We start from the raw sequence: 25489 nt of genomic DNA, 5'->3' as shown, positions 1-25489 counted from the left end.
GTGATGGCTCAAATCAGGGTTAATTAAAGACGGTGTCAGCCAGCGTGCGGGAAGTTGGGATTTCCAGACAGGTAAGCTGGCGGTTTATGGCTCGGATAACCTCACTGGCGGGAATGGCATCCAGATAACGTTCCGGGGTGGCGGTATCCACAGCGTTGGGGTGTGGTAATGAGCGGAAGTTGCCTGCCCATAGCAGGATGTGCGGAGCCTGCCAGGGCGACCACTGTTGCAGATTGCTGGGGCCGAACAGCACGACGGAAGGCGTTTGCAAGGCGGCGGCCATATGCATCGCTACCGAATCCACACCGAGAAACAGCTTCGCCCGATCGATCAAGACGGCAAGCTCCGGCAGATCCAGGCAACCAGCCAGATTGACCACCCGTTGTGGCATGGCGCAGCGGGCTTGGATGGCGGCTATCATGGCGACCTCATCGGCAGAGCGTCCCCCGGTGAGCAGCACGGTTTCTCCGCTGGCGGTGAGATGATCGATAACCTGTGTGAATCCCACCACTGACCAGGTTTTGAACGCCCAGCGCGCGCCAGGCTGGATCAGCACGAAATCCGTCAGGTGATGATGTTGACTGAGGCGGTTAATCTCATCGACATCGCGCTGCCGGTAAGCCTGGGTCACCTTGGTCACCAAGGTTGGTAATGCCAGCGGGGCCAGAATAGCGAGGTTATTGAGCACGGTGTGCCGCTGATCATGCCCGTCCACCGGCACCAACAACGAATGGCAAGCCCGCCACAGCCGGTTATTACGCTTGGGGTAAGCAAACCCCAGGCTGAACGTCGGTTTGAGAAAGCGGCAATACAACGCCGCCCGCCACTGGTCGGACAGATTGATCACCAGGTCGTAGTGGCCCGTGCGCAGGCTGTTCCACAGGGCTTGCTCACCGCGATACTGTGCCTTGCAGCCCTGCCGTTTTAGGCTGCGATCGACGGTATAGGTCAGATAGACATCCCGATTGCCCGCCAGCATCGCCTCGGTGCCGTCATACACCAGCACGTCAATCAGGGCGTTGGGGTAATTGGCGCGTAGCGTACTGAGCAACGGGGTGGTCAGCAGGACGTCACCAAAGTGGCGCAGCTTGATAACCAGGATGCGCTGTACCCGCTCGCGGTGCAGTAACCGGTTGGGCAAGCGGCGGTCAGGTAACCCGACCTTGCCAGCATTCGTTACGAACGTCATATTTTGCTGATGTATCCCAGAGGTCGATAATCTGCCGTGCGGAGCTTTTCATCTGTCATCTTCACTTTTCCTGCTCATTGAAAGCCCGTTGTTTCGACGCTTGCGGCCGACGTGTTATGCATGGGAGGCAAAATACAGGAAGCCCCACGACACCGAAGGCGATCTTATAGGTGGTGAAAGGACAAAGATAATTGGTTATACAGATCAATAAGATCAGACCGATCGTTGAAAACGATCAATCCTGGATAAACCAAGGGGGTATTGTGTGAGCTTGTTCGTCACGGGATAAATAGCGGGTGGTGCGAGAGGTGTGAAAAGCCGAACCTCATCCTTGAGGTTCGACCTTACTGCTATCGCGGATGAAAAAGTGGGGAATTTCGGTGAATTGATGGTGTGGGAGCGGTATCAATCAGCTTGTAGGGGGCCGTTCAATACTGCGCCCGTTCAGCGATCACGGGAGCTACACGGACAACCACGAATCTGGTACTGGGATTGGGAAAGGATGGCGAGGTTGAATAAAAACAGCCAATCTTTCGATTGGCTGCTGAGTGAAGCTAAGGCTGACCTTAGGCTTCGATTGGGGCACGCCAGTCGTCAGAACCAGAAGTCCCGGCGGTGGTGTGTTCCCAGGTAATTTTACGGTATGCCAGTGAAACGCGAACCAACTGAGTGAACTCAGCCTTGGTTGGATCCTGGCAGTGTGGCATTTTGCAGTCGATATCGATGATGGTGGCATCTTCCAGTTTGGTGGTAAAGAAGTGCTCTTGTTTACCTTCGATAGACGTGCGGTACCATTTCAATTCAACCGTTGGCAGCATTTCACCAGAGGCCAATGCGTTATACAGCAATGGAACAGCTTTGTTATAAGCCACGGTAAAGCGGAATGGCTTATGCGCACGCTGCCCTGACGGCTGGCCAGACTGCGGATCGGTTGGTACGGTAACGATATGTTCAAATTCCTGAACCAGCATCTGGTCTTCATGGCCTTGAACAAAGATGTTACCTACGGATTCAGCGGTAAATGCGCTGGCGGTAATATTACCCTGGGTTTTCCCTGTGATAGAGATATAAGCTGGAGTTGGCATCTTAAAGATCCTTGTTAGTAGCTTAGAAATAACTCAATGCTAGCCACACCGACTAGCCGATAATAATCGACCTCGAATGTCACTTGCCCCACTTCTCACTTCGGCCATCACTATAATCAGGTCTTTCCCTAGTGCCAAGTCATTCACAAATTTACAAAATTTATTCTCTTCGTTAATGGTATAAATGATTATAATATTTGTAAAATTGGTGTTTTATGCTGGCTTAAATATTGATTGTAATTATGATTCAAAGCCTTCTCATAATTGATATGATGGGTTTGTTTTTTAACATACTGTTTTTATTGGGTTAAATATTTTTTTTGAAATTATTTTTTATGATCATAAGCAGAGTGCCGCTCTCGATAGGTGATAAATTATTAGGAATCTTAGTAAAGAAAAATTTATGGACTTTTACCGGTTAGATCGGGGACGATACATTCAGTGAAACTATGCTAATGAGGGAACTATCTGGTTTTACCTTGGGTCGAAGACTCGTTTGTCGGGGGTTTTTTGTATCATTAGGGATTATTCCTAGGCTTCCGTATGGCATGCGATTATTCCTAATTCCCGTGAAAAATAAGATTATTCCCGGGTTTCGGAGCGGCATATGAGGAAGGTAGTGAGGTTTACGGTGATAGATTTACTATCTGAATAGATGGGCGCTGACTCTATTAGCATGGAAGATATTTGAATGGCATTTTTCAGTGCACATTCAACAAACATTAGCTGGTATTCCTTATTGTGACTAAAAGGACGAGTGATGAGTAAGAATAATCAAAGCAGTGTTGCCCCCAAGGAAAGGATCAACATCAAGTATGTTCCCAACACGGGCGATCAAACCGCTGAAATTGAATTGCCTCTGAACCTGATGGTTGTTGGCGATCTCAAAGGGGTTCGTGAAGATACCCCGATTGAAGAACGTCAGGTCGTTTCCGTCAGCAAGAACAATTTCAACTCGGTGATGAACGAAGCCAATATCAACCTTTCGTTCAGTGTCCCCAATCACCTGGAAGGTGAGGGGAAAGAAGAGATGCCGGTAACATTGGCGATCAATTCTCTCGACGATTTCTCTCCGGACAACGTGGCGAAAAACGTCCCCGAACTGAAAAAAATTCTGGAACTGCGGGAAGCGCTGGTTGCCCTGAAAGGGCCTCTGGGCAACATTCCTGCCTTCCGTTCTCGTCTGCAAGATCTCCTTGGCAATGAAGAAATGCGTGAGCAGTTGCTAAAGGAACTGGACATTCTTAATCAGAAATAATTGAGACGGAAAGAGGGAATTTTACGTATGTCTTTACATGAAGAAAATGCGGTTTTAGCTGCCGAGCCTACCAGTACCACTTTCCTGCTAGACGAAATCATGTCTCAGACCCGCATGATGCCGGGGAATGATGGCTATGATGTCGCCAAACAGGGCGTTGCCGCATTTATCAGCAGCATTCTGGACACCGGTACCAACGAAGAGCCGATCAACAAGCTGTTGGTCGACAGAATGATCATTGAGCTGGATAAAAAGCTCAGTGCCCAGATGGACGAAATTCTGCATGCCAAAGAATTCCGCGAAATCGAATCCTCCTGGCGTTCACTGAAGCTGCTGGTGGATCGCACCGATTTCCGTGAAAACATCAAAATCAACATCATGCACGCGACGAAAGAAGAGCTGCTGGAAGATTTTGAGTTCTCGCCGGAGATTATCCAGTCTGGTTTCTACAAGCACGTGTATTCATCCGGTTACGGCCAGTTTGGCGGCGAACCTACCGCAGCCGTCATTGGTAACTATGCGTTCAGCAATAGCACCCCGGATATGAAGCTGCTGCAATACGTCAGCGCCGTTGGCGCAATGGCTCATGCGCCGTTCCTTTCCAGCGTTGCACCGGATTTCTTTGGTATCAGCAGCTTTACCGAGTTGCCTGCCATCAAAGACATGAAGTCGGTGTTCGAAGGGCCGGCACACACCAAATGGCGTGCGCTGCGTGAGTCGGAAGACTCCCGCTATCTGGGCCTGACCACACCACGTTTCCTGCTGCGTTTGCCGTATTCCACCGTTGAGAATCCGATCAAGAATTTCAACTACTACGAAGACGTCAGCAAGGATCATGAACACTTCCTGTGGGGCAATACCGCATTCCTGCTGGCAGCCTGCCTGACAGACAGCTTCGCCAAGTATCGCTGGTGCCCGAACATCATCGGGCCACAAAGCGGTGGTGCGGTGCACAACCTGCCGGTTCACCTCTATGAGGCGATGGGCCAGGTCCAGGCGAAGATCCCGACCGAAGTGCTGATCACCGATCGTCGTGAATTTGAGCTGGCGGAAGAGGGCTTTATTACCCTGACCATGCGCAAAGGCACCGACAACGCTGCCTTCTTCTCGGCCAACTCGGTACAAAAACCGAAGGTATTCCCGAATACCCCTGAAGGGCGGATGGCGGAAACCAACTACAAGTTGGGGACTCAACTGCCGTACATGTTCATCATCAACCGTCTGGCTCACTACATCAAAGTGCTGCAGCGTGAGCAGATTGGTTCGTGGAAAGAGCGTCAGGATCTGGAGCGTGAGCTGAACATCTGGCTCAAGCAGTACATTGCCGATCAGGAAAACCCACCGACTGATGTCCGCAGCCGCCGCCCTCTGCGCTCTGCCCAGATCCAGGTGCTGGATGTCGAAGGCGATCCGGGCTGGTACCAGGTGGCGATGCAGGTGCGTCCACACTTCAAATACATGGGAGCCAGTTTCGAGCTCTCGCTGGTTGGTCGTTTGGATAAGGAATAACAGGCAATGGCTGCGCTTCTTAATTGGGAGCGAGGAAGTTCTGCCAGCTTGTTTGAGCGTATCCAGGGGAAGGGCTTTGGCCCTTCCTCACATAGCCGTGTTCAAGAGCTATTAATCTCAATCAAGCAGCATTTGAACGAAGTCCTCAATTCGCGCCCCGGAGCCTGCCAAAGTGCTGCAGGTCTGGGGGTTATTGATCTCAATGATGCCACGGCAACCACGTCTGATTTCCGTAAGAGTATTGAGCAGGCCATCAAGGAGTGTATTGAGCGCTACGAGCCAAGAATTTCCGAGGTTGCCGTTCAATCCCTGGTGGATCAGGGGGACCCACTGTTATTGAGTTTCCATATCAGTGCTCATGTTGATTTCGACAATATCGGCGATGTGGTTGAGTTCAATATTCAATTGGACAGCAACCGCCGTTACTGCCTAAACCAGGAAGCATAATGTCGTTCGAAAAGTACTTCAGGGATGAGCTGGATTACCTCCGGCAACTAGGGCGGGATGCCGCAATCGAACGGCCGCATCTTGCCGCCTTTTTATCCGAACAGGGTTCCGATCCGGACGTTGAGCGCCTGTTGGAAGGCTTCGCCTTTCTGACCGGCAACCTGCGCGAAAAGATCGACGACCAGTTCCCGGAGTTGACACACGGCCTGCTGAATATGCTGTGGCCGAACTATTTGCGGCCAGTGCCGAGCATGACGATCATCGAATACACGCCGAACAGCAGTGCGCTCACTGAAGCGACGTTGATCGAGCGCGGTAGCCAGATCGAGAGCGTCCCGATTGTGCAAAGGACGGAACGTGGCGCGTTGCACAACGACCAGGGATCACACGGACCCCAATGTAGCTTTACGCTATGTCGGGATGTCTGGCTGTTCCCGATGGGCATCCAGGATATCGCCGTCAACAACAGCAATGAACAGGGGATATTAAGCATTCACTTCGGCGCCAAGGCGGAGTTGAATGTGCAGGAAATGCGGCTCGATAAACTGCGTTTCTATCTGGGTGAGGACGGTTACACCAGCAGCCAGCTCTATTTCTGGATCAGTCACTATTTCGAACGGGCCGACCTAGTGGTCAACGGCATCACCATTCCGATGCCGGATTTCGATTTCAAACCGGTGGGCTTTGAGCGCGAAGATGCGCTGTTGCCTTATCCGAAAAACGCCTATGTTGGCTACCGCATCCTGCAGGAGTATTTCTGCTTCCCGGAAGGCTTCCTGTTCTTTGACGTGGCTGGCGTGGTGGATTTCCCCGCGCATCTGAAAGCCAGCGAGTTTACTCTCAATCTGCATTTCTCCCAGCCATTGCCTCCAGAGGTCAAGATACGGCCAACCACTCTGCGCCTGAACTGCACCCCTGCGGTGAACCTGTTCAAACGCGACAGCGAGGCGATAGCGCTGGATGGCACACAAACCGAGTATCCGCTGTGCGCCAGTTACCATCACCCTGAGCGCTACGAGATTTTCTCGGTCGATCGCGTGGAAAGTTGGTTAAGCAAAGATCCCAAGGGCAGTGGGCGGGGGCAGGCCAGAAGCTACCCGGCGTTTGAGAGTTTCCATCATCAGGTGGAGCCTGCGCAGGAGCGCAACATGCTCTATTACCGCCTGCGGGTGAAAAACTCGCTGTTCCGTAAAGGCTTTGAGCATTACCTCTCCTTTGTGCGCAGCGATGAGTCGCAGGTGGCACTGGCTCAAGAAAACGTGTCGGTCAGCATGACCTGTACCAACCGCGAATTACCGCTGGCGCTCCGCGTGGGTGATATCTGCCAACGGACGCAAGCAGGCCCGTCATTTGCCACCTTCCGCAATATTACCCGGCCTTCGGTACCGCTGTATCCGGTGTTGGATGGTAGCCTGCAATGGTCTTTGTTGTCCAATATGTCATTGAACTACATGTCATTATTGGACAAGGATTCGTTAAAGCAGATCCTGCAGACCTATGATTTTCCCAGCGTACACAACCGGCAATCCGCCCGGTCGTCGCAAAAAAAACTGGATGCGATTTCGCGTATCGAGACCCAGCCGATCGACAGGCTGTTCCGTGGCTTACCGGTCAGAGGTCTGCAAACCACTCTCTGGCTGGAGCAAAGTGCTTTTGGTTCTGAAGGTGAGCTTTACCTGTTTGGTACGGTGTTGGCACGCTTCTTCTCCCTGTATGCCAGCGTCAACTCGTTCCACCTTTTGAAAGTCATCAATCTTGATAATCAGGAATGTTACCAATGGCCGGTACAGACGGGTCAACATGCATTGATGTAAGCGCGGGTGCAGGCGTACCGCCTGAACCGGTGCTGGATGTGTCACGCTATAACTTTTACCAATTGGTCGAGCTACTCAACCAAATGGCGGTAGCGTGGCAAAAATCCCCCGGTTCAATCAGGCCCGCCGATGAGGCAATCCGCTTTAAGTCGACCGCCAGCCTGGCTTTTCCAACCCGTGACGTGATCGCGTTGGAGACTTCCGCTCGCGGCCAGTTTGAGCTGGAAGTCTCTTTCCTTGGGCTGCATGGCAGCCAGTCGCCGTTGCCTGGTTATTACCTGGACTCGTTGGCCTGGGAAGATGCCCAGAATGAAAACCGCCTGACCGATTTTCTCAACGTGTTCAACCACCGGCTGTTAACGCTGTTGCATCAGATTTGGCGCAAATACCGCTACTACATCTGCTTTGACGAGGGGGGTAATGATGATGTCTCGCAGCGCATGTTTGCGTTAGTGGGATTAAGTAACGAGGCGACCCGCCAAAAACTGCGCATCCACCACGGCAAAATGCTGGCGTATGCCGGCTTGCTGGCCAGCCCTGGGCGCGCCCCGGAAGTGATTTGCAGCTTGGTGGCGCACTGTTTCAATCTGCCGGATGTGACGCTGCAAAGTTGGCAACTGCGCAAGGTCAAAATCGCCCCGGAACAGCAGAATCGCCTGGGTGGCAGGGTGAAGGTCAGCGGCCAGAAATATCAGGGTAAATCGGTGCTTGGCGTCAATTTCTCGCTGGGATCGCAGGTAGCAGATCGCAGCGGCAAGTATCAGTTGTGCCTCAACCAACTGACGCGTGAGCAGTTCTTGTCATTTTTACCTAACGGGGAGAACTACAAGCCGTTAGAGATGTTTGTGGCCTTCATTATGCGTGACCAGTTTTCGTGGGATTTACGCCTGGGGCTGGCACAGCAGCAGGTGGGGGGCATGATCCTGGGGACAGAACAAAACAACCTGCTGGGCTGGACCAGCTTCCTCGGGGAACCCGAGCTACAGCCCCACGTAACCATCAGCGTTATGGAATGACAATCAAGATTCAGGAACAGAGATCATGGATAAACAGCAACCGACGCTATCATTGCGAGTCGTCAATAGCGACAGATTGGAAAGTGGCAAACCGGCCAGCAGCCTGTTTAATGCACAGGGTGGGGTGGTTGGCAGTGACGGCAGCCATCATTGGTCTATTCAGGATCAGGGCGGCAATATCAGCCCTTCACAGTTTGCCATTGAATGGCGTGATGGGTCCTTTTGCCTGCGGGTGCTCAACGGTACGGTAAGTATTAATCAGTCGATGCTGACGGCAAACTCCGGTTTGGTGCGCCTCCAGCAAGGTGACGAGATCAGCGTGGGCAATCTGGCCATCAAGAGCCATATCAGCCGTTCGAACGCCGATATGATCGATCCGCTGATGGTTTCGCCGGAATCGCTGGTCTCCAGCTACAGCAACCCGCTGGAAGCGATGATGGAGGGGGGAAATACACAGCCTTCTCACTATGAGCAGGACAACCGCCTGGCCGCCACGGTTGCCAACGGTTTCAGCGACGATCCGCTGCGGGTATTGGAAACCGAAAGCCTGACGATGCACGAACCTCTGAGCACCCTCACCGGTGCCGATCAATCGTTACAACAGGATCGCTACCGCGATCCGCTGTTCTCTTCTCCACTTTCTGATATCACCAAGGACAGTGCCATGGATCAGGAGTTTATCGATCTGCCGCAAATCAGCAGTTTTCTTTCCGGCCAGCAGGCACCCTCAGACAGCAAGATGGAACAGCAGCACGTCGCGATCACGCCGCTGATGCGGGGTTTTGGTGCGCAACTGCCGATCCGTAACAGCCAGGAAGCCAATGATTTCCTTGAGGAAGCCGGTAAAACGCTCAGGGCTGCCATTGAAGGGCTATTGGCCCTGCAGCGCAGCCAGCACGGCCTGCGGGACAAGCACTTGCGGCCAATCGAAGATAACCCGCTGCGCCTGAATATGGATTACGACACCACGCTCAGCCTGCTGTTTGCCGATCAAAAAAGCCCGGTCCACCTTTCCGCCCCGGCGGCGGTAGCCGAGAGCCTGCATAACCTGCGCTTGCACCATCAGGCCAACCAACAGGCGATCGCCCAGGCGTTGAATACCATGCTGGAAGCCTTTTCCCCGGAGCGATTGCTGACGCGCTTTAGCCATTACATGCGCAGCAACGAGCGCCAGGAACAAGACGCCTCCTGGGCCTGGGAAATGTACAAAAACTACTACCAGGAATTGGCCTCCAGCCGCCAGCAGGGCTTCGAAAAGCTGTTTGGCGAAGTGTATGAACAGGCTTACGACCAGGCGCTGCGCCAGGGGATGAAGGACAGCGAACGATGAAAGGTGGCAGAGGTTACTTTCTGACGACTGCGCTATGCCTGGTGCTGATGCTGTCAGGATGCACGATATGGAAGAACAAGAAGCCGGAGCGCGCTACCGAGCAGCCTTCTACGCTGCGGTTAACGCTGCTGGCGGACGCGAATATCAACCCCAATGAGAAAGGCGAGGCCGCGCCGACCGAGATTGCGGTGGTGTACCTGAGCGATGATTCCAAACTGCTGGCGGCCGACTATGACCAGCTCGACACGGAACTGTTGAAGAAAACGCTCAGCAAAAACTACATCGACCACCAGGAATACACCCTGCTGCCGAATCAATATAAACCGTTACCGTCCATTGAGCTGGAAGAGAAGACCCACTATTTGGGGGTGATTGCCTATTATGCCGACGTTGATCGCGCTGAGTGGAAAAAAATCATCAAGATCAAAGATGTTGGTCATAACTATGGCGTGCTGATCCACGTTAAAGCGGATGAGATTGACTTAAGGAAAGAGGAAGAATAACCATGCCGACCAAGAATCGGGTGATCTGGCGCGAAGGCCTGTTCATTAAGCCACAACACTTTCAACAGCAACAAAGACATAACGATTACCAGTTGCAGCGCCGTATCACCGCGCTGACCAATTACACCTATGGCTTCCACTCGCTGCAGATCAATCAGGAACTGCTCAAGCTGGGGCGTATCGGCTTGACCAACGCCAGCGGCAGCATGGCAGATGGCACGGTGTTTGATATTCCTTATCAGGATTGCTCGCCGAAGCCGCTGGACGTACTGAACTGCAACGATGCCGCCAGCCGCGATATCTATCTGGCGTTGCCGATGCTCAACGACACCATCAATGAGGTTGCCAGCCCGCACAGCCAGCTGCCTGGGGCGATCCGCTACGCCGAACACACCGATGACGTACGCGATTTGCACACCGATGGCGGCGATGTCAGCCAACTGCTGCTGGCCCAGTTGGCACCGCGTTTGATGCAGGGCTCCGAAGATCTCAGCGCCTATTCCGTGCTGCCGGTCTGCCGCATCAAAGAGAAGCACCCGGACGGCTCGCTGATCCTGGATGAAGAGTTTATCCCTACCTGCACCACTCTACATGCCTCCGTACAGTTGAAAGACTTTATGGATGAAGTGGAAGGTACCTTGGTGGAGCGCGCCCGGCTGTTAGCCAAACGTATCGGTTCGCCGGGCCAGCAGGGGATTGCCGACGTGGCCGAATTTATGATGCTGCAGGTGTTTAACCGCATGCAGCCCCTGTTCACCCATCTGTCTCATCAGGCGGTGCTGCACCCGCAGGATTTTTACAGCCACCTGGTACAAACCTGCGGCGAGTTGCGCACCTTTACCGACGAGTCACGTCTGGCAGGTTCCTTCATCGTCTATAACCATGACAACCTGACCGACTGCTTCCAGCCGCTGTTCCTGGCGATGCGCCAAACGCTCAGCACGGTGCTGACACCGCGTGCCATCTCGGTACAGCTGCAACCACAGCCTAACGGCATTCGTGTGGGGACGATCAACGATAGCGATCTGTTGCGCAGCGCCGACTTTGTGCTGGCCGTCCGGGCGCAGATCCCGCAGGAACAGCTGCGGCGGCAATTCGTGCAGCAGACCAAGATCACCTCGCTGGAGAAAATCCGTGAACTGGTCAGCCTGCAGCTGCCTGGTGTGCCGCTGGTGGCGCTCTCTGCCGCACCGCGTCAGCTGCCTTACCATTCCGGCTATACCTACTTCATGTTGGATCGACAAAGCCCGACCTGGAAAGAGGTCCTGCAAAGCAACGCGATTGCCTTCCACGTCTCGGGTGACTTCCCTGAGCTGGATATGCAGTTCTGGGCGATTAGGAGCAGCTAATGAAAATGCATGCCGTCACGGATAACCCCGCGCTGCCCGAAACGGAAACCGTCACTTCGTATCGGCAATATCAGCTCCCACTGCGCGGCGAGAGCCTGAATGCGATGGTGGACGCCGCCACGCCGTTACTCGGCATGGTGCTGCGCTTGAAGGACATGGAAAACCAGCCGCTGCCAGACCAGCTTTATCAGCAGGTGGTGACGGATATCCGCGCCATTGAGCAGTTTCTGCAAACCAAAGGCTACGAGCCAGGGGCGATCGTTTCGTTCCGCTACGTGCTTTGTACCTTTATCGATGAGACGGCGTTAGGGCACGGTTGGAATACGCAAAACGGTTGGCTACAGCAGTCCTTGCTGGTGCATTTCCATAACGAAACCTGGGGCGGTGAGAAGGTGTACGTCCTGCTGGAACGCCTGATGGGCGAACCCAAACGCTATCAGGATCTGCTGGAGTTCATCTACCTGTGTTTCTGCCTGGGTTATCGTGGCCGCTACAAGGTGACATTGCAAAACAGCGATGACTTTGAACGGCTGTTCCGTCGGCTGCATCACCAACTGCAACAGCTGCGCGGTGAAGCGCCAGCGACCGTCCTGCACCAGAAACAAAACCGCACCGGCGGGCGTTATTACCTGAGTAAACGGTTGACCATCAAGCATCTGCTATGGGGTGGCTTAGGTCTGTTGACGGTGATTTACCTGTTTTATGCCATCCAGTTGCATGGACAGACTCAGGATATTTTGCAGCAGCTAAACAATTTATTGAGCTAGGAAGCACAGATGATTCAAATTGACTTGCCCACGCTGGTAAACCGCCTTAATCCCATCGCCCGCCATGCCCTGGAGGCCGCAGCGGCACACTGCGTCAGCCTGCAGGAAGCGGAGGTAACGGTCTCGCAGGTATTAATGCAGATGGTCGCCAGCCCCTTAAGCGACGTCAGGGTGATCCTTAATCATGCTGGCGTGGATACTGACGCATTGCGTGAGTCGCTCGATCAACGTATTTCCGGCTATCAGTCGGTCACTCAGGCTTATCCCAGCTTCTCCCCTTTGCTGGTGGAGTGGTTGCAGGACAGTTGGTTATTGGCGTCGGCCGAAATGGATCACGGCCAGCTGCGTGGCGGGGTGATGTTGCTGACCTTACTGTTAAGCCCTATGCGTTATCTCACACCGGCGGCCAGCCGGTTGTTATCGCCAGTGAACCGTGAGCTGCTGCGCCAGAACTTTGCTGACTGGACCGCAGATTCCGCAGAAGCCCCCCGGGTAGCGAAAGCGGGCGATAAAACCGCCGCTGCCGCCGCCAATGGTGAAAGCCTGCTGGCTCGCTATGCCAGCAACATGACCGAGCAGGCCCGTAAAGGCACCTTGGATCCGGTGCTATGCCGCGATGAGGAAATCGACCTGATGATCGATATCCTGTGCCGCCGCCGCAAGAACAACCCGATCGTGGTGGGTGAGGCTGGCGTAGGAAAAAGCGCCCTGATCGAAGGCCTGGCGCTGCGCATCGTGGACGGCCAAGTGCCGGAAAAGTTGTGCAACAGCGAACTGATGACGCTGGATCTCGGCGCGTTGCAGGCCGGTGCTGCGGTCAAAGGCGAGTTCGAAAAGCGCTTCAAGGGGATCATGGCGGAAGTTGCCCAGTCGGCCACGCCGATCATCCTGTTTATTGATGAAGCCCATACGCTGATCGGCGCGGGCAATCAGCAGGGTGGCCTGGACATCTCCAACCTGTTGAAACCGGCGTTGGCGCGCGGTGAGCTGAAAACCATCGCCGCCACCACCTGGAGCGAATACAAAAAGTATTTTGAGAAAGATGCCGCGCTGTCGCGTCGTTTCCAACTGGTGAAAGTCTCTGAGCCGAGTGCTGAAGAGGCTACGGTGATCATGCGCGGCCTGCGCACTATCTATGAGAAGGCGCATGGCGTGCTGATCGACGACGAGGCACTACAGGCGTCGGCGGTGCTTAGCGATCGCTATCTCTCTGGCCGCCAACTGCCGGACAAGGCCATCGACGTGCTCGATACCGCCGCCGCGCGGGTGGCGATCAACCTGACTTCGGCCCCGCGCCAGGTCTCGGCACTGAAAACACAGTTGCACCAGCAGGCGATGGAAATCCAGATGTTGGAGCGTGAGCAGCGCCTCAACCTCAGCCAGCCGGATGAGCGTTTATCGGTGCTGCTGCAACAGCGTGCTGAGATCGAACAGCAACTGACGGATCTGAATGCCAGTTGGCAAACCCAGCAGCAGTTGGTGCAGCAGATCATCGCCCTGCGGGCAGAGCTGCTGACGCAGGAAGAAAACGCGACGCAAGAACAGGTGGCCAACCTGGCGGCGCTGGGTGCCGAGCTGGAGCAGTTGCAACAGCATCAAACCCTGGTTTCCCCACATGTGGATAAACATCAGATCGCGGCGGTGATCGCCGAGTGGACCGGCGTGCCGTTAAACCGCCTGTCGCAGAGCGAACTGGCGGTGGTCACCGAGCTACCCACGTATCTTGGCGAACAGATCAAAGGCCAGGAAACGGCTATCCACTGCCTGCATCAGCATCTGCTGACCGCCAGGGCCGACTTGCGCCGTCCGGGCCGCCCAATGGGCGCTTTCCTGCTGGTAGGGCCAAGTGGCGTCGGTAAAACCGAGACGGTATTGCAGATCTCCGAACTGTTGTACGGCGGACGCCACTATCTCACCACCATCAACATGTCCGAGTTCCAGGAGAAACACACCGTTTCGCGCCTGATCGGTTCACCGCCGGGCTATGTGGGCTATGGCGAAGGCGGCGTGTTGACAGAAGCCATCCGCCAGAAACCCTATTCGGTGGTGTTGCTCGATGAGGTCGAAAAAGCCCATCCCGACGTGCTCAACCTGTTCTATCAGGCATTCGACAAGGGCGAACTGGCCGATGGCGAAGGCCGCATCATCGACTGCAAGAACGTGGTGTTCTTCCTGACCTCCAACCTGGGCTATCAGACCATTGTCGATCACGCCGAACAGCCGGAACTGCTGGGCGAACTGCTGTACCCCGAGCTGGCGGCCTTCTTCAAACCGGCCCTGTTGGCGCGTATGGAAGTGGTGCCTTACCTGCCGCTGGGCAAGGACACGCTGCAAACCATCATCCACGGCAAGCTCAAACGCCTGGATAACCTGCTGCGCCAGCGCTTTAACGCCGAAGTGGTGATCGAGCCTGAAGTGATCGAAGAGATCCTGCTGCGTGCCACCCGTGCCGAGAACGGGGCGCGCATGTTGGAGTCGATTATTGACGGGGCATTGCTGCCACCGGTTTCCCTACTGCTATTGCAAAAAATGGCGGCAGGTACGGCGATCGGCCATATCCGCATTGCCACGGAGGGAAATGCGTTTACCGCACAGGTCGAGGAGGCGCTATGAGGCAACGGCTGAAATGCTTACTGGCGCTGCTGGAAAACGATTCGGTCGAACATTTGATCCATGGTTTTTTGACGCTGGATCACCACCGTCACGGGTTTGACGGCTTGATGGTGGCGATGTTCAACGCCAGCGAGGGGCAGTTGGAATGCCTCCGCCTGTCCGATGCCAACCGGCGTGCTACGGTGAAACTGGAAGCCGATATCGAAGACACCAACCACCCTTTGGTACGGGTGCTGCGTAATGGCGCGCCCGAAGTCTGGTACGCGCTCAATCGCGGGGTGCGCATCGAAGATGACGGCTTTCGCGGCTTTATTGAGGCGTTGCCCAACGGGTGCAGCATGTATGGCGTACCGCTGTTTGATTTTCAGGGGCGGGCTTGCGGAGTGATTGCGGTGTTTGCCAAAGAGATCGAGCGATTTGTAGACAGCCGCGGCATGTTCTCCATCTATTGCCAGATTTTTCAGCATCGTCTCAACAAACTGCAAGAGGTGGAGCATCTGCGATCGCAACTGGTTCAACTGCGTTCGATGTTCAAGGTGCGTGAAAAACAGTTGGATGAGCTGATGGTTTCGCTGAGCACCTCCAACGTCTCCACCTCGCCAGAGCTATCACGCGATTACAGCAAGATAGATGACCTGTCCAGCGCGGTGGAGGCGTTTGAAGCCGCGGTACTGACGCAGCGCCAGCGTCTTTACGGCAATGACAAAAACCGCATCGCCGACAGCCTGGGGATCACGCCGCGCACCCTGGGTTACAAGTTGTCGAAATACAGGTGTTAGCTATGAATACGTGGTTATTGATCGGTTCGTTACTGCTTTCCGGCAGCAATTCAGCCACCGAGTGGCTAAGCGGCCTTTCGCTGTCGCAGCCCGAAGGGGATGCGCATCAGTTGGCGCTGCTGATGAACTGCCGCAGTGAAAACTCGCCGCTGGTGCGTCTGGACTGCTACGACAACGCGTTGTCAGCGGCCAGCGGCGACAGCAAAGGCCAGGTACAAGCCGGGCCTGCTTGGCAGCGAGCCATGGCGCAGGAAAAAGGCCGCCGCGATCACTCGACGGCATTCCTGATAAGCGAAGGGCAGGGCAACAACCCGCAGGTGGTGCTGACCACGCCAGCGATTGGTGTGCCGCCACCGAGGCCGGTGCTGATGCTGAGCTGCATCGACAACATTACCCGCCTGCAGATCGCCTTGGTGGGGCCGCAAAAAGACGGTGCGGTAACGCTAACGGCGGATAGCGACCGGTTCAACGTGCAGTGGTTCCTGCGTGAAAACGGCTATCTGCTGGAATCCAGCCGGGGCCTGGCTGGCATTGATGAGATCAAGCGGTTGATGTCGGCGCAGACGCTGACGATCGACGGCACCAACGGCGGGTTACCCCGTCTGACCTTTAATATTTCACAGTTAACGCCAGCGCTGAAACCGCTGCGTAACGCCTGCCACTGGTGAGGACTATGGATAGCACGTCACAACATCCCTGGCATGCATTATTGCTGACACCGCTGACGCCCGAGCAGACCGCCAAAGCGTTGGCCGATGACGATCCGCAATGGGAGCATATCGACAGCCAGATGGTCAAAGTGGGCTCATTGACCCACAGTTCGCTGAATATCGATGAACTTCAGCAGCAGGCGATGGCGCTACTGTCGCAAAAAAGCAAAGACTTCCGTTTGGTGGTGCACCTGCTGCGTACCTTGCAGCACGGCGGCGAACCGGGCGACCTGATGCTGGCGATCTCCTTGCTGACCGCTTACGTGCAGCACTTCTGGACCAGCGCCTGGCCGTTGAACCCGCTGCATAAGCGCCGCTTTGCCCAGCAGATCCTCAAGCGCTTTGACAGCGCCAGCGGCAGCTTTAGCCAACGGGCGACGGATGCCCAGCGCCAGGATGTGCAAGGTCTGCTGGCGCATCTGGCCCAGGTCTGGCACAGCGATGAACCGGCCCTGGCGCAAGAAGTGGATGGCCTGCGTACCAGCTACGCGCGGTTGCCTACCCGCACCGTTGAACCGGTGGTTGAGGAGGAAGAACGCCCTCAGTCTGGTTCGGCATCGGCATCGCCCTCTGCCAGCAGAACGATCAGCCCCAGCCTGAGCATTGATAACTCCAGCGATAAAGCCTGGCGGCAAACGCTGCTGAAAATGGCAGATTTGCTGTGTGAACTGCACCCGGAGGCCGCCATTGGTTTCCGCCTGCGTCGCCATGCCCTGTGGGGCAGTTTGACCGCGCCACCGATAGCGCAGGCCGATGGGCGCACGCCGCTGGCAGCCGTTTCTGTCGATCGCATGGCCGATTACCTGGGGCGCGTGGCCACTGCGGATCTGGCCCTGTGGCAACAGGTAGAACAGAGCCTGGCGCTGGCACCGTACTGGCTGGATGGCCATGCGCTTTCGGCGCAGATCGCTACTCGGCTGGGATACGCAGGGGTTGCACAGGCCATACGCGAGGAGCTGATCGCCTTTATCGAGCGGATGCCAGCGTTAACCGCCCTCTATTTTACCGATATGACGCCATTCCTCTCCCCTGAATCTGCCAGCTGGTTACAGCAGGATACGGGTACCAAAGGGGGAGGTAACACTATTGAACAGGATGAAATTTGGCAATGCTATCAACAGCAAGGACTGGAAGCCGCGTTACAGATGATCGATCGGCAATCCCAGCAATCCGAACCCAGGGACCGTTTTTACCTGCAATTACTCAGCGCCCAGTTACTGGAAAAAGCGGGGATGACGGCGCTGGCACAGCAGCACTACTCCAACCTGTTACAGGTGGGGCAGCAAGTGCAGCTAAGCGAATGGGAACCGGCGTTGATCGCTTTGCTGACAGACAAACAACGGCAGCTCAAGCCGTGATGGCCAGGGAAGGAAACAGGAGCGTTAACGCATGAAATTGCCCTCTTTTATTCATTTTGCCCGGCCAGCCATTCCGCGTATCAAAGCCTCGGTACCGATGGTGCTGGCGTTGTTGGCCTGTATCGGCTTGATTTGGGTCTGGATTTACGGGCCGGAATGGAAGCTGAAGGATTACCAGCCGTTCGAGCCTTTGCTGAGCCGCTGGTTGGTCACCGCGTTGGTGGTGCTGCTGGCGGTTTGCTGGCTCACCTTCAAAATGGTGCGGCGTTTGCAGCAGTTGGAAAAACTGCAGTTGCAGGCCAAAACGCAGGTTGACGATCCGATCCTGGCCGATATCGAACAGCAGAACCAGTATCTGGGCGTCTGGAAGCAGCAACTGCAACGGCGGCTGAATACCCCGGCTTATCTCTATCGCCTGCCGTGGTACATGGTGATTGGCACCCGCAACAGCGGCAAAAGCACCCTGATCAAAGAAGGCTACAAGCTGACCGAAATCGCCAGCCCGGAACTGACCAGCGTGGAAGACGCCGGTGAGCTGCGCGTGCGCTGCTGGTTGGGTGAACAAGCGGTGCTGATCGATCCGGCGGGTGAGCTGATCGAGCAGCCAACGCTGTCGGTGGTGGGCAAAGCGGCGCTCAATAGCCGCCTGTGGCAAAGCCTACTGAACTGGCTGGTTGAACACCGTAAGCGCCAGCCGCTGAACGGCCTGATCCTCACCGTCGATCTGCATCAACTGCTGACGGCGAACAAGGCTCAGCGCGAAAATAGGGTTGCCAGCCTCCATCAGCGTTTGCAGGATGTGCGCCAGGCGCTGCATAGCCAGCTGCCGCTGTACGTGGTGTTTACCAAACTGGACCTGCTGTACGGGTTTGAAGCGATGTACCAGACGCTGGATAAGGCCCAGCGCGAAGCGGTGCTGGGGGTGACATTCAGCCTGAACGCCGCCGAGCCGGAGGTGTGGCGTAAAGAGTTGCAGCAGTTCTGGCAGCAATGGATCGCCCAGTTGAACGGCGCAATGCCAGACATGATGCTCAACGGCGTCGATGCCGGGCAACGTAGCCAATTGTTCAGCTTTACCCGCCAGATGCAGGGCCTGCAAGAGTATGTGGTGCAACTGCTGGAGGGGATCCTCTACAGCGGCGATCATCAACAGCCGCTGTTGCGCGGTATCTACCTGACGTCTGCCCAACAGCGTGGACAGATGGATGACGTATTTACCCAGTCTGCGGCCGTGCAGTATCACCTTTCGCCGCAGGCCTTCCCAACCTGGCCGGTCGCCGAGACTACCCCGTACTTCACCAAAGAGCTGTTTAACCAGGTGTTGCTGGCGGAACCGAATCTGGCGGGTGAAAACGGCCTGTGGCTGCGTAACTCCAGAAAACGCCTGATGGTGTTCTCCTGCGTGGGGGCCGCGGTGGCGTTGACGCTGTGGGGTTGCTGGCAATACTACTATCAGAGCAACTACCGTGCCGGGCAAGAGGTCCTTGCCCAGGCCAAAACCTTCCTCTCCATCCCGACGCCGAAGGGTGACGATCGCTATGGCAACCTGCAACTGCCGTTGCTGAACCCGATCCGTGACGCCACGCTGGCTTACGGCAACTACCATGAACGAAACAGCCTGTTGGCGGACATGGGGTTATATCAAGGCAACAACATCGGCCCTTATGTGGAAAGCACCTATCTGCAGCTGTTGCAGCAGCGCTTTGTTCCGGCGTTGATGAGTGGCCTGTTGGAACAGTTGAATGCCGCACAGCCAGGTAGCGAAGAGAAACTCGAAATCCTGCGCGTGATGCGCATGCTGGAAGACGGCAGTGGCCGCAATATTGCGCTGGTGGAACAGTATATGGGCGATCGCTGGAGCCAGCAGTTTAACGGCCAGCGCGAACTGCAACAGCAGTTGATGGGCCATCTGGACTATGCGCTCAAGCACACCGATTGGCATGCCGCGCGGGAAAGTGGCGATCAGGTTGCCATCAAGAACTTTGTCCCTTATCGCCAGCCGATCCAGCTGGCACAGCGTGAGTTGAGCAAGCTGTCGATTTATCAGCGGGTGTACCAGAACCTGCGCATCAAGGCACAGGAAGCACTGCCCCCGGCTCTGAACCTGCGCGATCAGATCGGTGCCAGCTTTGACGACATCTTTGTCTCCAACAACGATCGCCTGCTGGTGGTGCCGCAGTTCCTGACGCGCAACGGTTTGCAGAACTACTTCACCAAGCAGAATGACCAACTGGTGGATCTGACGGTGATGGACAGCTGGGTGCTGAATCTCAGCAAAAACGTCGAGTATAGCGAGGCGGATCGCAAAGAGATCCAGCGGCAGGTGACCGAGCAGTATATCGGTGACTATACCGCCACCTGGCGTGCGGCAATGAATAACCTGTCGGTCGGTGAGTTTGAAGATCTGCCGCAGGCGATCAGCGCCATCGAGCAGGTGATCAGCGGCGAGCAGCCTTTCCGCCGTGCCTTGCAGACGCTGAGTGATAACACCCGGCTGCCTGCGGTGCCTGATGCGTTGCAGGGTAAAGAGCGCCAGGAACTGCTGCAAAAATCCGATTATCAACTGCTGGGCCGCGTCAACCGCGAGTTCGCGCCAGAAACCGGCGCGCTGGTGGAGAACGGTGACAAAGGCAGCGTGCTGCAAAGCGTCTATCAAAAACTGACCGAACTGCACCGTTACCTGTTGGCGATCCAAAACTCACCGGCACCGGGTAAAGCGGCCATGAAGGCGGTACAGCTGCGCCTGGATCAAAACAGCAGCGACCCGATCTTCGAGGTTCAGCAGTTGGCGAAAAACTTGCCGGAACCACTGAATCGCTGGGTAGGGGATTTGGCCGAACAAGCCTGGCGCGTCGTGATGATGGAAGCCATCCAATCGCTGGAAGTCGAGTGGAACGAGACGGTGGTGAAGCAGTATCACACCTACCTGGCTGGCCGTTATCCGTTCGATCCTAAATCGCAGCAGGACGTGCCGCTGAGCGAGTTTGAACGCTTCTTCGGCCCGAAAGGCACCCTGGATAGCTTCTACCAGCAGAACCTGAAGCCGTTCGTGGATAACAACCTGAGCAGCGGCAGCGACGGGCAACTGTTAATCCGCCCAGACGTACTGCAACAGCTGGCGCAGGCGCAGAAGATCCGCGAAACCTTCTTCTCGGCACAAAACGGCCTGGGCACCCAGTTCGCCATCGAGCCGGTGGTGCTGAGCGGCAACAAACGCCGCAGCGTGCTGAACCTGGATGGGCAACTGCTGGACTATGCCCATGGCCGCAGCAATATGGTGCGTCTGGTTTGGCCTAACTCCATGCGGGCCGGGGTAGAGAGCAAGGTAACGCTGGTCCCGGATGAAAACGGCAAATCCCCGCGCAGCATCACCTTCAGCGGCCCTTGGGCACAGCTGCGGCTGATCAACGCCGGTGAGTTGACCAACGTCGGCACCAACTCGTTCGACGTCCGCTTCAAGGTGGACGGGGGTGAGATGACCTACCGCATCCATGTGGATGAGTCCGACAACCCGTTCGCGGGTGGTCTATTCAGCAAGTTCACCCTGCCAGACACGCTGTATTAATCGTTGTTATTCCGTCTCTCTGCCGCCTCTGGCAGAGGGACGCTTTAAGGATGAGTCCGCATGAGCGAAGCCTCAGAAAATATCATTATTCAAACCGGTGGCGATCCGCGTCATTGGCCGGAATTCAGCGCCATTCGCGAAGAGATCAACAAGATCAACCACCCGGCACGGCCAGAGGTCAACTGGCGGCTGATTGAGTCGCTGGCGTTGACGCTGTTCCGCACCAACGGGGTCGATCTGCAAACCACGGTGTACTACGCCCTGGCGCGAACCCAAAAGCACGGGCTGGCCGGGTTTACCGAAAGTTGCGAGCTGTTGGCGGGCATGGTGGTCAGCCAATGGGAGCAGCTGTGGCCAGAACAGCCGCAGGCCCGCTCGGAAATATTGGAGTGGTTCAACGCCCGCGTCGGTAGCCAACTGCGCCAGCATGAGTTCGGCATTGACGACCTGCGCCTGGTGTACCGTGCCGAAAGGGCGCTACAGCTGCTGTGCGACAAACTGCAGCAGGTTGAGCTCAAGCGCGTGCCACGTATTGAAAACCTGCTGTATCTGATGCAGAACACCGCCAAACGGTTAGAGGCTGCCCATGAAGCGGCCAAACAGCCGCCAGCGCAACCGCTGAAGATGCCGCCGATGGTGTATCTCTCGGTGCCTGAAGCGGAGCCGATCCGCACCGTTTTCTCCGGGGCAAAACCGGCCGCGCATGAACCCCCGCCGGCCTACGAAGAACCTGCGCCGCAGCCAAAAGAACAACCGCTGCCCAAGGTGGAAGTGCGTTTTGCACCACCACCACCGGCCGTCCCCAAGGCGGCCAAACGCGCTGCGGCGGCTTGGGGTTTTGGCGGCGGTGTGCTGTGCAGCCTGGTGGTTGCCGGGGCGGTTTACCTGATGCAGGTCAAACCGATGCAGGAGCGATTGACGGGGCTGGCCGCCACCCCAGAAGGTTCAGTGCAGCTCTGGCTGGCCCAACCTACCCTGGACGGCTACGGCCAGCAACTGAGCCAGTTGGAAAACCTTTCTCCTGTGGCCGGGTTGCGTACCGCCGATGCCTCGGTGGCGCTGGCCAACCAGCTGTGGCCGACCGATCCGGAGCAGATAACCCAAAGCCAGCGTTGGCAACGGCTGCTACAGGCGCGGCTCGGCAGCGAGCGGGCCGACAGCAGTTATTTCCAGGTGCAGCAGCGCTTGCAGGCACTGTCAGACAAGTTGCTTGAACAGGAACAAACGCGCGGCAGCCTGACGCTTTCCTATCTGAAAACGCAGGTTTATCAGATGCAAAGTGAACTGAACCGTGAAACGCCGCTGGAAGAGTTGCTGCGGCGGCTGGCGGTTTCGGTGGAACAACAACAACCGGCTTCGCCGGTGTTGCTCAAGCAGATAGACGAGCGCTGGAATGCACTGCTCAGTCGTTATCACCAACTAACGCAGCAGGCAGCATCTGCCCGCTAACCTCCAGGAAGGAAAAGATATGTTTGCTGATGATAAGAAAAACGCCCCCAAGGGGGGCGTGCAGCCGAAGAACATTGTGGCCACGGAGACGCCGTCAGTCAGTGGCGATCAGGTGGTGGATATGGTGGGAGCCGCGGCTGGCGCTGTAGGCGGCAAGGCGGGCAAGGTGGTATCGCAGGCGGCGGATATTGCCAAAAAGGCCGGATCGATAGCCTCATCCGCAGGCATCAATCCGAAGAACATGGTCAGCAGTGGCAGCGCCGCGGGCATGGCCTCATCTGCGGGCGTGAAGCCGATGAGCTTTGCCAGCGGTGGTAGCGCGACGGCGATGGTGTCCTCGGCTGCCAGTGCCTTGCTGGGCGGCGCTGACCCGAGCGGGTTACAGTTTACGCTCTTCACGGCGAACCTGCCTCCACAGACCTTTGTGGTGGTGGATTTCAGCCTGACCGAGATGCTCTCCTCACCGTTCGTGCTGAACGTAGGCCTGGCCAGTGCCGATCCGGCCATCGACTTTGCCGCGGTGCTGGATGAGGATGCGACGCTGGAGATCAAGCGTGAAGGGGTGTTGCAACGCAGCATCACCGGCATGGTGGCGAGCTTTGAACAGGGCGATACCGGCCTGCACCAGACCCGTTACAGCATGGTGATCCGCCCGGCCCTGTGGCGCACCACGCTGCGGCGCAACTCGCGTATCTTCCAACAGCAGAGCATCGAAAACATCATCACCACCTTGCTGAAAGAGAACGGCATCACCGATTTTGCCTTTGGCCTGCGCAACCCGCACCCGGCCCGTGAGTTCTGCGTGCAGTATCAGGAGTCGGATTTTGACTTCATCCAGCGGCTGGCCGCCGAAGAGGGGATGTTCTATTACTTCGAATACCCCGAAGGCAAGAACATCGTGGTGTATACCGATGACGTGGGCACCCTGCCGCAGGGCGCGGTGCTGCCGTATAACCCGGGCGTGGCTTCTCAGGCGCAGGAGCTGTGCGTCACCACCTTCACCCGCAGCGCGCAGGTGCGCACCGCCGTGGTGGAGTTGAAGGATTACACCTTTAAAAATCCGCAGTGGTCGGCGGCCTTTAATGAGCAGGCCAGCGAGCTGCAAAACCAGCGGCCAGACTACGAACACTTCGACTTCCCCGGACGCTTCAAAGACGAACAGCATGGTAAGGCCTTTACCCATTACCGCCTGGAAGCCCTGCGCAACGATGCCAACCTGGGGAATGGGCAGAGTAACGACTTTACCCTGCAACCGGGCCTGCTGTTTACGCTGACCAGCCACCCGCGTAGCGATTTGAACCACCCGTGGCAACTGCTGAGCATTCAGCACAGCGGCAGCCAGCCTCAGGCGCTGGAGCAGGAGTCCGGTGGGCAGGGCACCACGCTGAGCAACCAGTTCGTCTTCCTGCCGCACACCCAAACCTGGCGACCGACGCCGATGCCGAAACCGAGCATGGACGGCCCACAGATCGCGATGGTGGTGGGCCCAGCCGGGGAGGAAATCTACTGTGATGAGTTCGGCCGTATCCGCCTGCAATTCCTGTGGGATCGCTACGGTAAAAGCAACGACAACAGCTCGTGCTGGATCCGCGTCACCCAGCCGTGGGCCGGGCAGGGTTGGGGGATGTTGGCCATCCCACGTATCGGCCAGGAAGTGGTGGTGGATTTCCTGCATGGGGATCCGGACCAGCCGATCGTCACCGGGCGCACCTATCACGCCAACAATATCCCGCCGGGTTCGCTGCCTGCCAGCAAGACCCAGATGGCGTTCCGCTCCAAGACGCATAAGGGCGAGGGCTTCAACGAATTGCGGTTCGAGGATGCCAAGGGGGGGGAGGGGTTACATCTCCATGCTCAGAAGGATATGGAGACGATAGTACTGAATGATAGAAGCACAACAGTAATGGCTAATCATACCGAAACGGTTGTGAAGGATCAGACTATTACCGTGATTCAGAACCATAACTTAACGGTTAGCGCCAATCACAGTGTGGCAGTACAAGGGGATCAGACCACGATAATTGGAGGTAAGCGGGAGGAGGCGGTACAAGGCCCTCTGCTGCTCTCTTCCGCGACAGGTATACGATTGGTCTGTGGTGATGCGGTGATTGAACTGGATACTGGCGGTAATATCAGTTTGATTTGTAAAAGTTTTAATTTTTACGGCTCTGCCAATGGCCAGCTTACGACGGGGGGGGTGCTGGATCTGAATATGGATGGTGGTGGGCCGGGTACTGAAGCTGGCCCTGACGCTGCGGCGATTAAAGCTGCCGTTAAAGCCATTTTCTCACCACCTAAAAAATAATAAGCATTGAAAGGGACGAAAAATGAAATATCAGATCCAGGAAGGTTGTTTTAGCCTGACAAATGGCTTCGAAGATGAAAGCATTAACATAATAAAATTCAAGGAACTGCAGGCTGCTCTAGTGGTTACTCGTGCCTGTTTGATGGAAGGGCAATCGCTAGAGGGGTATTACGACCAGCAGATGGCGCAATTGAAACATGCCATGAAAAACTTTCTGCTGGATGAGCGGAAAAAGGTCACGGTAAACAGCCCTGACGAACAACGCCAGTCCTACCAAGCGCACTGTGAGTTCGATCAGAAGGGGCAGCGGATGTACCAGTGCCTGCTATTCACCGAAGCGCAAGGCCGACTATTGGTGATGGCCTATTCACAACCCAGGGCTTTTTCTAAAGCTGATTTTGCCCATTGGCAGGGAATTATCGATAGCCTCGTTCTTCACTGAT

General features: G+C 56.0%; 19 protein-coding genes. 17 read left to right on the top strand and 2 right to left on the bottom strand.

All coding sequences use genetic code 11. The features are described 5' to 3' along the window. Positions 1–19: 19 nt before the first annotated feature. Entirely contained in the window at positions 20–1189 is a 1170-nt protein-coding gene (rfaQ, locus tag ABIE29_RS17925; RefSeq protein ID WP_429619999.1) for a putative lipopolysaccharide heptosyltransferase III, read from the bottom strand. Positions 1190–1755: 566 nt separating this feature from the next. Beyond that, positions 1756–2274, bottom strand: a complete 519-nt coding sequence (locus tag ABIE29_RS17920) for an Hcp family type VI secretion system effector (RefSeq protein ID WP_021178406.1) — start codon at positions 2272–2274, stop codon at positions 1756–1758. 760 nt (positions 2275–3034) lie between these two features. On the opposite strand from ABIE29_RS17920, the gene tssB reads away from it, so the two are divergent. From tssB to ABIE29_RS17835, 17 genes are all read left to right on the top strand, one after another. Beyond that, the gene (gene tssB / locus ABIE29_RS17915) at positions 3035–3532 is read left to right on the top strand and encodes a type VI secretion system contractile sheath small subunit (RefSeq protein ID WP_248946642.1); all 498 of its coding nucleotides are present in this window, start codon (positions 3035–3037) and stop codon (positions 3530–3532) included. A gap of 27 nt (positions 3533–3559) precedes the next feature. Next, complete coding sequence (tssC, locus tag ABIE29_RS17910) at positions 3560–5041, top strand: type VI secretion system contractile sheath large subunit (RefSeq protein ID WP_429619998.1); 1482 nt, start codon at positions 3560–3562, stop codon at positions 5039–5041. Between the two features lie 6 nt (positions 5042–5047). Beyond that, positions 5048–5488 (top strand): type VI secretion system baseplate subunit TssE, encoded by a 441-nt coding sequence (gene tssE / locus ABIE29_RS17905; protein ID WP_024529702.1) that lies wholly within the window; start codon positions 5048–5050, stop codon positions 5486–5488. Continuing rightward, positions 5488–7302 (top strand): type VI secretion system baseplate subunit TssF, encoded by a 1815-nt coding sequence (tssF, locus tag ABIE29_RS17900; protein ID WP_429619997.1) that lies wholly within the window; start codon positions 5488–5490, stop codon positions 7300–7302. Before tssE ends, tssF begins: the two co-directional genes overlap by 1 nt. After that, on the top strand, positions 7266–8318 hold the full coding sequence (tssG, locus tag ABIE29_RS17895; RefSeq protein ID WP_429619996.1) for a type VI secretion system baseplate subunit TssG: 1053 nt from the start codon (positions 7266–7268) through the stop codon (positions 8316–8318). The genes tssF and tssG overlap by 37 nt, the downstream gene beginning before the upstream one ends. 25 nt (positions 8319–8343) lie before the next feature. Then, complete coding sequence (gene tagH, locus ABIE29_RS17890; RefSeq protein ID WP_429619995.1) at positions 8344–9648, top strand: type VI secretion system-associated FHA domain protein TagH; 1305 nt, start codon at positions 8344–8346, stop codon at positions 9646–9648. Then, on the top strand, positions 9645–10151 hold the full coding sequence (gene tssJ / locus ABIE29_RS17885; RefSeq protein WP_429619994.1) for a type VI secretion system lipoprotein TssJ: 507 nt from the start codon (positions 9645–9647) through the stop codon (positions 10149–10151). The genes tagH and tssJ overlap by 4 nt, the downstream gene beginning before the upstream one ends. A 2-nt stretch (positions 10152–10153) precedes the next feature. Continuing rightward, complete coding sequence (gene tssK, locus ABIE29_RS17880; protein ID WP_429619993.1) at positions 10154–11500, top strand: type VI secretion system baseplate subunit TssK; 1347 nt, start codon at positions 10154–10156, stop codon at positions 11498–11500. Then, entirely contained in the window at positions 11500–12267 is a 768-nt protein-coding gene (gene icmH, locus ABIE29_RS17875) for a type IVB secretion system protein IcmH/DotU (RefSeq protein WP_429619992.1), read from the top strand. The genes tssK and icmH overlap by 1 nt, the downstream gene beginning before the upstream one ends. A 9-nt stretch (positions 12268–12276) precedes the next feature. Continuing rightward, the gene (gene tssH, locus ABIE29_RS17870) at positions 12277–14880 is read left to right on the top strand and encodes a type VI secretion system ATPase TssH (protein ID WP_429619991.1); all 2604 of its coding nucleotides are present in this window, start codon (positions 12277–12279) and stop codon (positions 14878–14880) included. Next, on the top strand, positions 14877–15659 hold the full coding sequence (locus ABIE29_RS17865) for a helix-turn-helix domain-containing protein (RefSeq protein WP_429619990.1): 783 nt from the start codon (positions 14877–14879) through the stop codon (positions 15657–15659). The genes tssH and ABIE29_RS17865 overlap by 4 nt, the downstream gene beginning before the upstream one ends. Before the next feature lie 2 nt (positions 15660–15661). Further along, on the top strand, positions 15662–16327 hold the full coding sequence (gene vasI / locus ABIE29_RS17860) for a type VI secretion system-associated protein VasI (RefSeq protein ID WP_429619989.1): 666 nt from the start codon (positions 15662–15664) through the stop codon (positions 16325–16327). A gap of 5 nt (positions 16328–16332) precedes the next feature. Continuing rightward, on the top strand, positions 16333–17727 hold the full coding sequence (gene tssA / locus ABIE29_RS17855) for a type VI secretion system protein TssA (protein ID WP_429619988.1): 1395 nt from the start codon (positions 16333–16335) through the stop codon (positions 17725–17727). A gap of 31 nt (positions 17728–17758) precedes the next feature. Beyond that, positions 17759–21292, top strand: a complete 3534-nt coding sequence (gene tssM / locus ABIE29_RS17850) for a type VI secretion system membrane subunit TssM (protein ID WP_429619987.1) — start codon at positions 17759–17761, stop codon at positions 21290–21292. 60 nt (positions 21293–21352) lie between these two features. Further along, the gene (locus tag ABIE29_RS17845) at positions 21353–22741 is read left to right on the top strand and encodes a VasL domain-containing protein (protein WP_429619986.1); all 1389 of its coding nucleotides are present in this window, start codon (positions 21353–21355) and stop codon (positions 22739–22741) included. A 295-nt stretch (positions 22742–23036) separates the two neighbouring features. After that, a complete protein-coding gene (gene tssI, locus ABIE29_RS17840; protein ID WP_429620019.1) occupies positions 23037–25046 on the top strand; it encodes a type VI secretion system tip protein TssI/VgrG in 2010 nt (669 codons plus the stop codon). A 22-nt stretch (positions 25047–25068) separates the two neighbouring features. Then, on the top strand, positions 25069–25488 hold the full coding sequence (locus ABIE29_RS17835; protein WP_021804814.1) for a DcrB-related protein: 420 nt from the start codon (positions 25069–25071) through the stop codon (positions 25486–25488). Position 25489 lies beyond the last annotated feature (1 nt).

Origin of the sequence: Serratia sp. 2723, assembly GCF_050434425.1 — a bacterium.
Classification (GTDB): domain Bacteria; phylum Pseudomonadota; class Gammaproteobacteria; order Enterobacterales; family Enterobacteriaceae; genus Chania.
Note: the sequence above shows the minus strand (reverse complement) of the source record. Positions and strands in the feature narration are given on the sequence as shown.

Excerpts from the sequence above, each read along its gene's own strand:
- tssF (WP_429619997.1), top strand. The coding sequence starts at position 5,488 with ATGTCGTTCGAAAAGTACTTCAGGGATGAGCTGGATTACCTCCGGCAA.
- ABIE29_RS17845 (WP_429619986.1), top strand. The coding sequence starts at position 21,353 with ATGAGCGAAGCCTCAGAAAATATCATTATTCAAACCGGTGGCGATCCG.
- tssM (WP_429619987.1), top strand. The coding sequence starts at position 17,759 with ATGAAATTGCCCTCTTTTATTCATTTTGCCCGGCCAGCCATTCCGCGT.
- icmH (WP_429619992.1), top strand. The coding sequence starts at position 11,500 with ATGAAAATGCATGCCGTCACGGATAACCCCGCGCTGCCCGAAACGGAA.
- tssB (WP_248946642.1), top strand. The coding sequence starts at position 3,035 with ATGAGTAAGAATAATCAAAGCAGTGTTGCCCCCAAGGAAAGGATCAAC.
- tssK (WP_429619993.1), top strand. The coding sequence starts at position 10,154 with ATGCCGACCAAGAATCGGGTGATCTGGCGCGAAGGCCTGTTCATTAAG.
- tssC (WP_429619998.1), top strand. The coding sequence starts at position 3,560 with ATGTCTTTACATGAAGAAAATGCGGTTTTAGCTGCCGAGCCTACCAGT.
- ABIE29_RS17920 (WP_021178406.1), bottom strand. The coding sequence starts at position 2,274 with ATGCCAACTCCAGCTTATATCTCTATCACAGGGAAAACCCAGGGTAAT.
- tssG (WP_429619996.1), top strand. The coding sequence starts at position 7,266 with ATGGCCGGTACAGACGGGTCAACATGCATTGATGTAAGCGCGGGTGCA.
- ABIE29_RS17835 (WP_021804814.1), top strand. The coding sequence starts at position 25,069 with ATGAAATATCAGATCCAGGAAGGTTGTTTTAGCCTGACAAATGGCTTC.
- ABIE29_RS17865 (WP_429619990.1), top strand. The coding sequence starts at position 14,877 with ATGAGGCAACGGCTGAAATGCTTACTGGCGCTGCTGGAAAACGATTCG.
- tssH (WP_429619991.1), top strand. The coding sequence starts at position 12,277 with ATGATTCAAATTGACTTGCCCACGCTGGTAAACCGCCTTAATCCCATC.
- tagH (WP_429619995.1), top strand. The coding sequence starts at position 8,344 with ATGGATAAACAGCAACCGACGCTATCATTGCGAGTCGTCAATAGCGAC.
- tssE (WP_024529702.1), top strand. The coding sequence starts at position 5,048 with ATGGCTGCGCTTCTTAATTGGGAGCGAGGAAGTTCTGCCAGCTTGTTT.
- tssI (WP_429620019.1), top strand. The coding sequence starts at position 23,037 with ATGAGCTTTGCCAGCGGTGGTAGCGCGACGGCGATGGTGTCCTCGGCT.
- rfaQ (WP_429619999.1), bottom strand. The coding sequence starts at position 1,189 with ATGACGTTCGTAACGAATGCTGGCAAGGTCGGGTTACCTGACCGCCGC.
- tssJ (WP_429619994.1), top strand. The coding sequence starts at position 9,645 with ATGAAAGGTGGCAGAGGTTACTTTCTGACGACTGCGCTATGCCTGGTG.
- tssA (WP_429619988.1), top strand. The coding sequence starts at position 16,333 with ATGGATAGCACGTCACAACATCCCTGGCATGCATTATTGCTGACACCG.
- vasI (WP_429619989.1), top strand. The coding sequence starts at position 15,662 with ATGAATACGTGGTTATTGATCGGTTCGTTACTGCTTTCCGGCAGCAAT.